Here is a 14,767-nt window from a genome sequence, read left to right as displayed (position 1 = left end):
ATGATTGATCTGTTAAAAGTATTCCGTACAAAGTCCAGACTATTTTATCTTTTTTTGATAACGCTTGGGCTGATTGGCAGTTTTACGAATATGGGCATACTGATGCTTATCAATGAGGCATTCAGTGGAAAAGCCACATTTCTGACATCGTCAGGAATTCCGGGTTACGCGGTATTCGTTTTTTTAATTCTGGTTTCATTTGTATCTACTGCTGTTTTTCAGAATTATATGGTAGCGCTCACTAATAGTGTGATGTTCTCCCTGGAACTGTCAGTCATAAAAAAAGTACGCACCGCATCCTATGAATCTTTTGAAAAAATGGGCGCGGAAAAAATATATGCAGCCATTGGTGATACGCGTATTCTGAGCAGAGTACCGGAAATATTTGTTACCCTTATCAACTCGCTTGTTACAATCGTATGTTCTTTTCTTTACTTTTTCTGGATATCACCATTGGCCTGCCTGGTTGTGCTGCTGTTAATGAGTGTATTACTGGTTGTTTATCTGTACAGGAATGGCAAAATAGAAAAAGACCTTAATAAGGTCAGGGATCTTCAGGATGTGTATTATTTTTCACTTCGTGAATTATTGGGAGGGTTCAGACAGATCAGAATATCGTGGCTGAGGAATAATAATATTTATAACAGGCATATTCTCCATAACAGGAATAAGTCCAAAGACCTGAGTACGCAGGTATCGAAGAAATATGTTTCCAATGAGCTTACAGGAGTGTATAGCTGGTATCTGGTTCTGGGCCTTGTCATTTATCTGATACCGGCGATCTTTAAAACCAATAGTGGCGAGCTGGCGGCATTTATAACAACTGTATTATTTATGATGTCTCCTGTATCCCGGCTTATCATGGTCATTCCATTTTATGCCACTTTGAGGATCGCCGTGGAGCGCATCGGAAAAATAGATGAACAGCTTGAGGTAGACGCACTTCCTGATCCGACTGCGGGAAATTTCACCCGCGAATTCAATACGCTCAGATTTGAAGATATCCATTACAGATATATGGCAGAAGATAGTAGCTCTTTCACCCTGGAGCTGGAGGATTTCACTGTCTCAAAAGGAGAAATCATATTTATTGTTGGTGGCAATGGTTGTGGTAAAACCACCTTTATCAATCTGCTGACCGCCTTGTGCAGAGCGCAGGGAGGTAAGGTGTTTATAGATGAAGAGGAAGTGGACTGGTTGACATATGCTGCATTCAGTAATAATATGGCTGTTGTATATACCAATCAGGTATTGTTTCAGGAGAATTATGATGATCATGATATGTCAGCTAGCAATCGTAGGTTACTGGAGTTAGAGCATATGTTGAATCTGAAGGGTATTTTGAAGATCAATGTTGAAGAAAATCGCGCCGATGTTAATCTCTCAAGAGGACAACAGAAAAGATTGGCGTTATTATTAGCATTGCTGGAGGATAAACCGATTGTTGTGCTTGATGAGTGGGCGGCTGAGCAGGACCCCCGGAATAAGAAATTGTTTTATACAGAATGGCTGCAGGAGATGAAACGAATCGGAAAGACGGTGATCGCCGTGACGCATGATGAAGACTTTTTTCATGTAGCAGATCGTGTGGTGAGATTTGAATATGGAAAAATCATTGCGGATACCTGTATTACAAGAGAACCCGCATAAAAATTTTTTAATGGAAAAAATCCGTCTTTACTGCCTGCCGTTTGCCGGAGGTAATAAGTACTCTTACAGGGAGTATGAGCAGAAGGCTCCCCCGTCATTGCGTGTTATTCCGCTGGAATATCCCGGCAGAGGCGCCAGGAGCCAGGAACCACTTCTGTCGGAGATTAACGCCATTGTCAATGATCTCTATCAGCAAATTGCCAGTGAGACTACTAAGGGTACATACGCCATTTATGGTCATAGTATGGGCGGAATTACCGCATTCCTGTTAACCAGAAAGCTGATCGTAAATGGTATGCCTCCGCCGGTACATCTGTTTATAACCGGTACAATGGGGCCTTCTGCAAAGTCAAGATCTGAGAAAAAAAGACATCTGATGGAAAAGCAGAAGTTTATCGAAGAGATCAAGGCATTAGATGGCCTGCCAGATGAAATCCTGGCACATGATGAACTGCTGGATTATTTTGAGCCTATACTAAGGGCTGATTTCAGGGCTACAGAGACTTACAGCTATCAACAGGCAGCACCTTTGCAACTGCCTTTTACAGTAATTACCGGCACCGAAGAACCCATGACCATAGAAGATATACACCTTTGGCAGAAGGAGACTTCTTTTACAGTGGATTTCAGACAGTTGCCGGGTAAACATTTCTTCATTTCCAAATATCCGGCAGATGTATTGGCCATCATATCAGAAAAATTATCAGTACAACCTAAATCAATAAGCAATGAAATATAATGAAGTGTATCTGAAACCCAATGTGGTATTTGAACCATTGGTCGACAGGTGGTATGCCTGGAGCCATTTAATCTCCCCCGCTACAGCCGCAATGAACATAGCTGGACGACATATGACTATTATGGAGTCTTATCTTATGGCCCCCAGTATTCACGCAGAGGCGGTGCTTAATCCCAAAATGAGAGGAGGTCCTTTCATGGATTTTAACGGTGGTCGTACTACTGAGGTAGAAGCACTGGTACAGCATACAAAAAAGGAGAGGAGGCAGATGATCGAATTTGTAGAGGCTGTAAAACAGCTTGACAAAATGTTGATCCAGGAAGCAAAGGGTTTTGGAATGGAGGAGCTGTATGTAAAGGTGCCAGATGCCCTAAAGGGATATGTGGAACTGTTTTATGACAGAAATAACAATCCAGGGTTCAGGCTTTTTGAATCTCTTTTGTATAAGAGCCGGTTTTACAATAAATCCTCACAGAGCCTTGCATTATGGCTGACGAATAATGACCATCGTCCATTTGTATTAAGCACGCCACGCCTGGAAGAGCCTAATGTGTTGCATCTGGAAATACCATTTGATCATAAAGGCATTGATCAGCTAGCCAGGATGAAAAGGATTCCTCAGCCACTGGGCCCGATTAAAGAATTGCTGGGTATTACTCCGGCACAGGAACCTTTGTTTGGAACATTATTCACTGAGACGCCGCACCCTGCTTATGATAAATATACAGGTGATAAGATCAGGATGAGGTATTTCGGTCACGCATGTATTCTTGTAGAAACGAAAGATGTATGCATATTAGCGGATCCATTGATCAGTTACTATGGATATCATTCTGATATAGAACATTTCTCGGATTCTGATCTTCCTGATGTGATCGATTATGTGCTTATAACGCACAATCATCAGGATCATATATTATTTGAGACATTGTTGCCACTCAGACATAAAATAAAGAATATCATTGTTCCAAGAACAAAAGGCGGCCGCTTGGAAGATCCGGATCTCAAATTGATGTTTAACAATATCGGATTTGAAAATGTCTATGAGATTGACGAACTGGAAACTATTCCTTTTGGAGATGCTTCCATTACAGGTATTCCTTTTACCGGAGAACATAGTGATCTGAACATTCAGGCCAAAAGCTGCCATCTGGTACAGATCGGAGGTTTCAGGCTGCTTTTTATGGCGGATTCAAGAATCATGGAACCCGCGTTATATTCACACATTCACGATGTGATAGGAGATGTCGATGTAATATTTTTGGGTATGGAATGTGATGGTGCTCCTTTAACATGGTTATATGGCCCGTTACTAACCAAAAAGGTTTCCAGGGAGCAGGATGGTACGAGAAGGCTGAATGGTTCCGATTGTGCTAGAGGTATGTCACTGGTGGATATATTTAATCCGAAAGAGGTGTATGTATATGCAATGGGTCAGGAACCATGGGTAGAGTTTATCAGTAGTATTAAATACACAGATGAGTCCAACCCAATTATTCAGTCTGACAGATTGGTAAATCTGTGTAGAGAGCGGGGTATAATTGCGGAAAGACTCTATGGCGAAAAGGAGATCTTATATAACAGAAAGTCAGAGCGTGTTTTAGATGTTTATTAGTACCCATTAACATCCCCCCCCAATTTAAGTAACCCAGTTAGCTCAAGTCCCTTCAATATGTCAAATAATGTAGTTGAAAGCATCGTCGCAAATGCTAATGAAATAGGTATAAGTTTCCTGCTGGAGAATGACAGGCTGAAATTAAAAGTTCCGCGAAATGTCACGATTGATCGCCGTTTAATGAAAGAAATTGAGGAAAATAAAGAACTCATAAGGGCGTTTCTGCGGAATCCAGGCCAGCATCGCATAAAAGGAAATGAAAATCGTCGGGTCATTCAGCGAAGTGGCGACATTACACATATTCCGCTGTCTTATTCTCAGGAGCGTCTGTGGTTCATAGATCGTTTCCAGGGAAGTGGACAATTTCACCTGCCATGGGTGTTCCGGCTTGAAGGGCAGCCGGACAACCAGGCGCTGGAAACTGCATTTCGTAATGTGGTAGAGAGACATGAAGTGCTCCGCACGGTAGTGAGAGAAGAGGATGGCGTGGGCTATCAGCATATTTTGGATGCCGCATCCTGGAAAATGACATTTTTATCAGCGGCTGAAGTCTTTGACATGGCGTATGATATACCTGCTTTTATTACGGCAGAAGTGCAGCGCCCCTTTGACCTGTCTGCGGATTTTATGTTGCGTGCGAGTTTGGTAAGTATGGCTGAAGGTTATAGCATATTGATCATAGTTTTACATCACATCGCTTTTGACGGGTGGTCTATATCGATATTATTACGTGAGCTGTCAGCTTTCTACATGGGAGCCATCGATGGAAGGCCGGCTCAACTGGAACCGTTACCGGTGCAATATGCAGATTACGCGTTATGGCAGAGGACCCAGTCCCGCGAAAGTTTAGACGCTTCGTTATCTTACTGGCACTCGAGGCTGTCAGGGGTAAATCCGCTTGAAATAATCCCAGGGTCGGTGCTGGCTGGAAAATATGAGAACAGTGGGGCCAGCATCCGGAGAAAGCTGGATAGATCACTTCCATTACGTTTACAGGAACTGTGTCAGTCAGAAGGCGTAACGCTGTTCATGCTGTTGCAATCAGTATTTAAAGTGTTATTGTTCCGTTACAGTGGCAGTGGTGATATATGCATTGGCTCTCCTGTCGCCGGTCGAGATCAGCGTGAAGTGGAAGATCTTGTCGGTTGTTTTGTAAATATGTTACCGCTTCGTAGTGACCTGAGCGATAACCCCTCGTTCAGTACGTTCTTACAGCGGGTGAAGCATACTACCCTGGAAGCATATGATCATCAGGAAACTCCATTTGAAAAGATAGTGGAGGTGTTAAAGTTACCACGGGATGTTGATAGGAATCCAGTCTTTCAGGTAGTTTTTGCTTTAGAGCATGATGTAAGCCAAAATGCAGTAGCTCTTGGTAACCTTATATTGCATCAACAGTCTGCTGAAACTGTTGCATCACAGTTTGATCTGGTGTTGTACGGATTGCAAAGCGGCACAGATCTGCATCTTGACCTCAGGTATAACCAGCAAATGTATCAACAGGATATGATGATGCAGCTACTTGTACACTTCGAACAATTGCTGTACGCGATCCTTTCCGATATTAATCAGCCTGTTAGTTTGCTTAATATGTTGACGGACCCGGAAAAACAGCTGCTCAACGATTTCAGTTTGTCTGGAATAACAGCGGATGAAAAAGAGCAACCGCACACGGTTGTTGGCTTGTTTTTGGCGCAGGTAAAGGCGCATCCGGACAAACCTGCCGTGGTTTGCGGCGAAGAAGTGCTTACTTACCAGGATCTGCATACACGCTCAGCAGTGCTGGCAGATTATCTCAGGGCACTTGGTGTATCATCGGATAGCCTGGTTGCTATCTGCCAGGAGAGAACGGCTGACCTGCTGATTGGTATGCTGGCTATTTTAAAGACAGGTGCTGCTTATGTACCCGTTGATCCCGCTTATCCTTTACCTCGCATAAGTTATTTACTGGAAGATGCTTCCGCAGAAATCGTATTGACTGACCGAAATACGTATGAGCTATTAGATAGTTTGCCAGGTGAGTACAAGTTGGTATATACGGACCGCCTACCTGATAATATTAATGGCAATTATGTAGCTGACAAACAGGACTATCTCCCGGGAGCAGTAGATACCGCATATGTTATTTATACATCCGGGACCACAGGAACTCCCAAGGGAGTAGTTGTATCTCATGGTGCATTATACAACCTCGTAAAATGGCATGAGGAAGCATATGATATACAAGCCGGAAGTCGTGCAACAAGCATCGCAGGAATAGGCTTTGATGCATTCGGCTGGGAAATATGGCCATATCTTTGCAAAGGCGCCACCGTATTTATTTTACAGGACGCGTTGCGATATGATGTCGCTTCACTGGTTCATTACAGTGCGCAGAATAATGTCACGCATTGTTTTTGTCCTACAGCGCTGGTAGATGAAGTTGTCGGTATAGCAGATGAACAATGGACATCGTTACTATTCCTGTTGACAGGAGGAGAAAGACTTTCTCCAATTTCATTGAAAGATGCCGGATATAAGCTTGTTAATAACTATGGTCCTACGGAGAACACCGTAGTAGCAACCAGTTATGTGGTTCCGGCATATGGTATGCAAGGTGCATCGATAATAGGAAGACCCATCCGGAATGTCAGCGTATACATACTGGATGATAGTCTGTCTCCTGTACCCATTGGAATCATAGGAGAATTGTATATCGGAGGGGCACAACTGGCGAACGGTTATTTAAACCAGCCGGCATTAACGAGAGAGCGTTTTATCGTTAATCCTTTCGATGTAAGCGGGCAAACATTGCTATACCGTTCAGGAGATACTGGTCGCTGGCTTTCTGACGGCAACATTGAATATATAGGTCGGAAGGATGACCAGATCAAACTACGGGGATTCCGTATTGAACCTGGTGAAATAGAATCAGTATTACGCGACACAAACGGAGTGACGCAGGCCGCAGTAGTCATTAGGGAAGAAGTGTCCGGGAATAAATATCTGCTGGCTTATGTAGTGACTGTAGAAGGAATAGACATTAGTGTAATTCGTCAGCATCTGCTGTCCCGGTTACCGGCGTATATGGTGCCACAGTTAATACTGCCTATTGAAACGATTCCGGTTACCGCCAATGGGAAAATAGACCGTAAGCGGTTGGTCTCCATGGAGCTTCCGGCATTACAGGAAGATACATATGTACAGGCTGCCAATTCTACAGAGGCTGCATTGATGGCTATCTGGCGCGATTTACTGCGTGTAGAACAGATCGGCGTCGAAGATAATTTCTTTTCTACAGGAGGTCATTCATTGCTTGCGATGAGAATGATCGCTGCGATACGTAATGCATTCAGGAAAGAGATATCAGTAAGAGATATATTCCTTTATCCTACAATAAAAAGCCTGGTAGCAAAGCTGTCGGAAACGCCGGCGAAGTCAACCATGCAACCGGTGATGGCGGGACCAAGACCTGCGTTCATCCCATTGTCTTTTGCACAGGAAAGGCTGTGGTTTATTGATAAATTACAAGGAAGCATTCAATACCACATGCCCTGGGTATTCCGTCTCGAAGGCGATTTGGACATTGCTGCGCTGGAGGCTGCTTTTCGGACGATTATAGATCGTCATGAAATATTAAGAACTGTAATTGCTGAACATAATGGTATTGGTCACCAGCAGATACGGGATGCAGTATCCTGGGCGCCTGAATATACAAGCGAGTCGACATTGATTATGCAGGGGAAGAGTATTACTGCTCATATCAGCTCACAGACGATTCATCCGTTCGATCTATCAGATGATTATATGTTAAGAGTGAATGTTACAGAAATGCTGGATGGTTCATATCTCCTTATTGTCGTACTGCATCATATCGCTTTTGACGGATGGTCAATTTCGATTGTGGTCAATGAATTGGCAGAGCTATATAGTGCAATGAAAGAAAAGCGGACACCGGTTTTAAAGAAACTGCCTATCCAATATGCAGACTATGCATTATGGCAACGTTCCTATCTTTCTGAAGCGGTGCTTGAACCATTATTATCATACTGGAAATCAAAATTGACAGGAGTATCCCTATTGGAACTCCCTACTGATTTTGTACGACCAGCGGAACAGCGCATTGAGGGAGGACGCATTACGAAAATTCTCAGTAACTCATTGTTAAACGGGCTGCGGGAATTATGTGTACAGGAAGAGGTTACATTTTTTATGTTACTCCTGGCGGTCTATGATACTTTGCTTTATCACTATAGCGGACAGACAGATATCTGTGTTGGGTCACCTATTGCAGGAAGACAACAACAGGAGCTCGAGGAGCTTACAGGTTTCTTTGTGAATACGCTTGCACTCCGCAATGATCTTAGTGGTAATCCCACGTTCCGTGAATTTCTACGGCAGATAAAGGAGAATACTTTACAGGCATATATACACCAGGATGTACCGTTTGAGAAAATTGTAGAGGTACTGGACGTAAGAAGGGATTTAAGCCGGAATGCGGTATTTCAGACCTTGTTTGCTTTGCAGAATATGCCTGAAAGTAGTGGGCTGTCCCTGGGAGATGTGAAACTGACAAACGAGGGAGTGGGACAAATTACTTCTAAGTTTGATATTAGTCTTAATGTTCAGGAATCGGTGAACGGGCTTTTATTAGAGCTGATATTCTGCAAAGATCTATATAAAGAAAGTACGGCCGCTCTTATGTTGGAGCATTACGAAGCTTTGCTGGTAGCTGTACTTGCAGATATAAATGTGCCCGTTGGGGCGTTGAATCTCTTAAGTGCCGGAGAAAAAGAAGTGTTGTTGGAGGATTGGGGGATATCTCATGTGCAATATCCCGGGCAATGTTCTGTGACGGATATATTTGATGAAGTGGTCGCCGGTAATAGGGATGGGATAGCGGTAGAATATGAGGGGAAGCAATTAAGTTACGGAGAACTTAACGAAAGATCCGATCGCCTGGCATCTCAACTTTTAAATGCCGGTGTAAAAAGAGAAGATAAAGTTATTGTTTCTATAAAACGATCTATCGAGTGTATCGTTTCCATCATGGGTACCCTTAAAGCGGGATGTGCTTTTGTTCCTGTAGATCCTGAACACCCTGCAGAACGCCTTTCCTATATATTGAAGGACACAGCTGCAACAGTCTGTATAGGGGATCAGGATCTCCTGTTGAAGGTACAAGAAACAGGCGAAAAGGTGTTTTGCATTGATCCCACAGATAATTTTGGCGAAGTTGACCATCGGAGTCTTTTCTCGAAAGCCCCGCGGGGACCAGAGCAGCTTACCTATGTTATATATACGTCAGGCTCAACAGGTAAGCCAAAAGGAGTTATGTTGGAAGACAGGGCATTGCTGAGTCATGTTTACGGCGTCATTAAAGAAGCTGGTTTGGATCGTTGTGACTCGTTTGCTATATTTTCTTCACTGGTATCCGATTTGAATCATTCAATACTATTTGCGGCTTTAGTGTTAGGTAAGAGAATCCATATTTTGTCTGATAAACTAATGGAGGGTGGAAAGGATCTGGCAAATTATCTGAATTTGCATCAGGTGGATTGCATAAAAGCAGTACCGGCCTTATGGTCTTCATATGGAGATGATGAGTTGCCGCTGCCTCGCAAAATACTTCTTTTCGGAGGTGAGCTTTTACCGGGATCTGTACCAGCCAGATTACAGCAGGCGCGATACCAGGGAGATGTATTTAATCACTATGGACCGACAGAAGCCGCGATAGGAAGATGTTTACATAAAGTGGATATTAACAGGAAGTATGAAATTGTTCCAATAGGAAAGCCATTTGCTAATTCCCGCTTATATGTTCTAAATAGTAGTATGTGTCTGTGTCCGATTGGAATTACCGGTGAGCTTTATATAGGAGGCGATGGTCTTGCTCGTGGCTATCTGAACAAGGCCGGCCTGACGACAGAGCGATTTTTGCCTGATCCTTTTAGTAACATGCAAGGAGCCCGTATGTATCGTACAGGAGATCTTGTGCGATGGTTGCCGGATGGCGACTTACAGTTTCTGGGCAGGGTGGATGATCAGGTAAAGATACGCGGCTATCGTATTGAATTGGGGGAAATTGAAAGTGTTCTGCAGCAGATGCCTGATATAAAACAGGCGGCAGTAGGTGTCATAGAGGGGAATAAGGGTATCAGACAACTTGTTGCTTATACCGTTTCTCAGAAGCCCTTAAGTAAAGAAGATGTCAAAGCATATCTTGCTATACATCTTCCGGATTATATGGTTCCATCGTTGATCGTGGAAGTGGAGAGTTTGCCGATGACGCCAAGCGGTAAATTGGATCGTAAGAAATTGGCTGCTATTGAGGTCACTGATATGCGGTATCCCGGATACGAAGCCCCCCGCAATGAAGTAGAATACAGATTGGCTGTGATATGGGAAGATTTGCTTGGGATAGAGCGTGTTGGTATACAGGATAACTTTTTTGAGTTGGGTGGCGATTCTATTGTAACGATTCAGGTGGTGAGCCGTTTGAGAAAAGCAGGGTATCATTTGACTCCTAAAGACCTGTTCACACATCAGACTATAGCGTCGCTGGGATTGCGTTTGGCTGAACTATCGAGAGAGAAACAGGGAAATAGTGCGGAACAGGGAATATTAACAGGGCGGGCCGGGTTACTGCCTGTGCAAATATGGTATTTTAATAGAGCCTTATCGGATATTTCTCATTACAACCAGGATGTTCTCTTATGTATCAATAAGGGTATCGGTAAGGAACATCTGGAGACAGCGTTGCAACGTCTTGTCAGCCGCCATGATGCACTACGTTTCCGTTATAGTAATAACAATGGTGAATGGTTACAGGAGTATGGGGATATACTGCCTGTATTGAAAACTGAAGATTTTAGTACAGCGGAAGATGTGGCGACTTTAAATACGCTTATAGCGGAAGCAGGCGCCCGCTTGCAGGGTAGCCTTGATATAGGTGCAGGCCATTTAGTGGGTGCTGCATTGATGCTGACGCCATCGTGGGATACAGATCATCGTTTATTGCTGGTGATCCATCATCTGGCCGTTGACGGCGTGTCATGGCGTATCCTATTATCGGAGCTGGACCAGCTGTTGTCAGAAGAAAACGCCGATCCTGGATATAAGAGTAATTCTTACCGGGACTGGTATGAATACCTGCGGAATTATGGGTCCGGTCCACGTTTACAGGAGCAGATACCTTTCTGGCATAAGGTTCATCAGTCTTACCGTCCTCTTCGTAAGGATAATGAGTATGAGGGAGTGGTTCGGATGGGAGACATGGGGAAACATTCAGTTCGTTTGCCGGTAGAATTAACACGTCAATTACTACAGGATGTATCACGTGCCTATCATACAGAGATCAACGATGTGTTGCTGAGTTGTCTTGGACGGACATTGTGCGGGTGGAGTGGGTCAGATAGTGTATTGGTAGGTCTGGAAGGTCATGGGAGGGAATCCCTGGGAGCAGAGATCGATCTGAGTAGTAGTATCGGCTGGTTTACAAGTTTGTACCCGGTATCGTTGGATCGCCCCGGCTTAGACAGTGCAGGAGACTGGCTTGTAAATATAAAAGAGCAATTACGGCGTGTACCCGATAAAGGACTTGGTTATGGGGTATTGAAATACCTGCAGGGAGACGCATTACTTTCTGGTGTAGATCCATGGGACGTGATGTTTAACTATCTGGGTCAGCTGGATAATGTGACGGGCAAACAGGGTCATATCCGTGCGGCATCAGAGCATCATGGCAGCGGGGTTAGCGAGCGAATCGGAGCACCTTGTGGTATGATAGTCAGTGCGATGATCTATGAGGGCGTCCTTCAGCTGGATTGGCTTTATAGCCGTCATCATTATGCTTCGGAGACGATCGTATCGTTGAGCGAACAATATTTGTCATCGCTGGAAGAAGTGATCCGCCATTGCCTGGAACAGCAGCATCGCATATATACACCGTCTGACTATGGACTGGGAGATGAGGTTAGTTATGAGGAGTTATTTAGTTTTCTGCGTTCTACAAAAAAAGGTCGGCTCAATAGTGATATAATCGAACGTATCTACCCGCTAAGTAGTCTTCAGCAGGGAATGTTATTCCACGGACTATATAATACGGAAGAAAAACCTTACACTAACCAATTTACCTGCGAAGTAAGCGGGATTGATATTGATATTTTTAAAGCATCCTGGCAATATCTTTTGTCCCGGCATACAATATTAAGGAGTGGGTTTTATCATGATATATTCCGTATTCCGGTGCAATGTGTTTACAGAGATGTGGAGATAGATATAGCAGAGAGGGATTACAGAGGTATAGAAGAGGCATTGCAGCAAGTGTTGATCAAAAAATACCTTGCAGAAGACAGGGCAAAAGGCTTTGATTTTGAAATGCCTCCACTTACCAGGGTTAGCTTACTACGTTTAAGTGAGAATAAATATTACATGTTATGGACTTCCCATCATATTATATTCGACGGATGGTCGCGTCCAATACTGATGCAGGAGTTTCTGGAAATATATGAGACATTATCCAAAGGAGGAAAGATATCAATACGAGAAGAAGATCGTTATGAAGATTATATCCTTTATACCAGGCAGCAAGACAGGTATAAAGCGGTTGCTTATTGGAAACAATACCTTGATGGTATAGATAAGGGTGTCTTATTGCCATTTATCGCCGATTCGTCAGGCAGAACAAAGGGTGTCGGCGCCTATTCCGTGATATCATTGCATCTTGATAGAGAAGATAGTCTTGCTGTCGAACATTATGCGCGTCGGCAACGACTGACTGTTAATGCTATCATGCAGGGAGTCTGGGCTTATCTGCTGCATAAGTATACCGGAAAGAAAGATGTTTTATATGGTGTGGTTGTATCCGGACGTCCGGGAGATCTGAAAAACGTGGAACAACGGGTAGGAATGTTTATCAATACACTACCATTCCGCTCAACTTTGAGTGATGATGAGGATGTCTCTACCTGGTTGCAACAACTTCAGCAACAGCAATTGGAATCCCGCGAATACCAGTATACGGCTATAAATGATATCCAGTCCTGGACCGGCATCAGTGGTGATTTGTTCGATACGATATTGGTGTTTGAAAATTACCCTATTGATAAGATTTTGATGGCCCGTAAATGGCCTTTGCTGATTGATAAGCCTGTTTCACATGAATGGGACAACTATCCGTTAGCTATAGTCATTAAGGCAGGAGCTGAAATAAGTATCCAGTTCAAATTTAAACCCATATCGATTTCCGGGGATTATCTTAATCAGATAGCAGAACAATTCAAGTATATATTATTGCAGATCACTCAGGACAGTACATTGTATGGAACTGAGTTAAGTACAGTGACAGATGTTGAGAAACATCGTTTGTTGAAAGAATTTAATAATCCTTCGCATACTTATCAGGATGACCGTTCTCTTTCAACCTTATTTTCAGCACAAGTGTCCATTCGTCCTGATGCGGTAGCCCTTGAATTCGAAGAACAGCAATTGAGTTATCGTGAACTTGACCAGCTAAGTAATCAGATCGGACATTTTCTACTGGCACAAGGAGTGAAACCTGCTGACCTTGTAGGTCTGAGCGTAGAACGAAGTGCCTTGCTGATTATTGGTATGCTGGGTATCCTGAAGGCGGGTGGCGCTTATGTGCCTGTAGATCCATCCTATCCGGAAGAACGTCGCGCCTATATGCTGTCGGATAGTAGGATGCGTATAGTCTTAACTGCCGAACTACTATCGTCTGCCCTGCAATCCGATTATGCCGTGACAGATTTGCCAGTTGTACAGCGGGCCGATTCGATCGCCTATGTAATGTACACCTCGGGTTCAACCGGCGTTCCAAAAGGAGTGAAAGTAACGCATGGAAATGTTGCAAGTCTTGTCAGAAATGTAGGTTATGTAAGCCTTTCGGAAGAAGAAACAATATTGTCAACAGGTTCTCCATCCTTTGACGCGTCGACATTCGAATACTGGGGCATGCTGCTGAATGGCGGACGATTGGTATTGTGTAGTGAAGAGGTGCTGCTGGATGTAATATTACTAAAGTCAGCGATCCGCCGTCATAGCATAACGATGATGTGGTTCACCGCCGGCTGGTTCAATCAGCTGGTGGAGGCAGACCTGGACTTATTTAAAGGTTTAAAGACGATCCTTGTAGGTGGGGATAAATTATCTATTGTACACATTGCGAAAGTGAGATCGGCTTATCCGGATCTGATCATCATCAACGGATATGGCCCAACAGAGAATACGACGTTTTCGTTGAGCTACCGGATAGGGGAGGTAGAATCGGGCCGTCCTATACCCATAGGTCGTCCGCTGGATTACCGTACAGCTTATATTCTGGATGAATATGGTAGTTTATGCGGTATAGGCGTACTAGGAGAATTATATGTAGGGGGAGCCGGTGTGAGCGATGGCTACCATCATGGTGTAGAACAGACGGCAGAGAAATTCGTAGCAGATCCGTTCAGTGGCTTACCCGGTAGTCGTCTTTATCGTACAGGAGATCTTGGGCGCTGGCTGCCAGATGGTACGATTGCTTTCCTTGGTCGTTCCGACAACCAGGTGAAAATCCGTGGTTATCGCATAGAACCGGGAGAAATAGAAGTGGTATTGTCAGCAGGTGCTGGTGTATCAGCTTGTGTGGTAGTGGTGCATGAAGATGGGGCGGGCAACAAACAGCTGATCGCATATGTGACAGGTACACCGGATAAGGTTGAACTGTTATCATATCTGCGCAGTCATTTGCCGGAGCATATGGTACCGGCTCATGTGGTCGTGCT

4 protein-coding genes (1 of these 4 running past the window's edge) are annotated in these 14,767 nt (G+C 43.9%); all 4 read left to right on the top strand.

Annotation, left to right across the window (positions count from 1 at the left end; genetic code table 11):
* Tightly spaced (at most 57 nt apart), the 4 genes in view from CPIN_RS25740 to CPIN_RS25725 form a layout consistent with a single transcriptional unit that may run on beyond the window.
* Positions 1–1,650 carry an ATP-binding cassette domain-containing protein gene (locus CPIN_RS25740; RefSeq protein ID WP_012792793.1) on the top strand — a complete coding sequence of 550 codons (1,650 nt, stop codon included), beginning with the start codon at positions 1–3 and terminating at the stop codon, positions 1,648–1,650.
* A gap of 10 nt (positions 1,651–1,660) precedes the next feature.
* Positions 1,661–2,389, top strand: a complete 729-nt coding sequence (locus tag CPIN_RS25735; RefSeq protein WP_012792792.1) for a thioesterase II family protein — start codon at positions 1,661–1,663, stop codon at positions 2,387–2,389.
* Positions 2,379–4,004 carry an MBL fold metallo-hydrolase gene (locus CPIN_RS25730; RefSeq protein WP_012792791.1) on the top strand — a complete coding sequence of 542 codons (1,626 nt, stop codon included), beginning with the start codon at positions 2,379–2,381 and terminating at the stop codon, positions 4,002–4,004. Before CPIN_RS25735 ends, CPIN_RS25730 begins: the two co-directional genes overlap by 11 nt.
* A gap of 57 nt (positions 4,005–4,061) precedes the next feature.
* A protein-coding gene (locus CPIN_RS25725; RefSeq protein ID WP_012792790.1) for a non-ribosomal peptide synthase/polyketide synthase crosses the window boundary here: on the top strand, positions 4,062–14,767 show its 5' end (the start). 16,822 nt of this gene lie beyond the right edge of the window; only the first 10,706 of its 27,528 coding nucleotides appear in the window; it begins with the start codon at positions 4,062–4,064; its stop codon lies off the right edge, out of view.

This window comes from Chitinophaga pinensis DSM 2588 (assembly GCF_000024005.1).
GTDB classification, from domain to species: domain Bacteria; phylum Bacteroidota; class Bacteroidia; order Chitinophagales; family Chitinophagaceae; genus Chitinophaga; species Chitinophaga pinensis.
The sequence above is the reverse complement of the archived record's forward strand: the minus strand, read 5'-3'. Positions and strand labels throughout refer to the sequence as shown.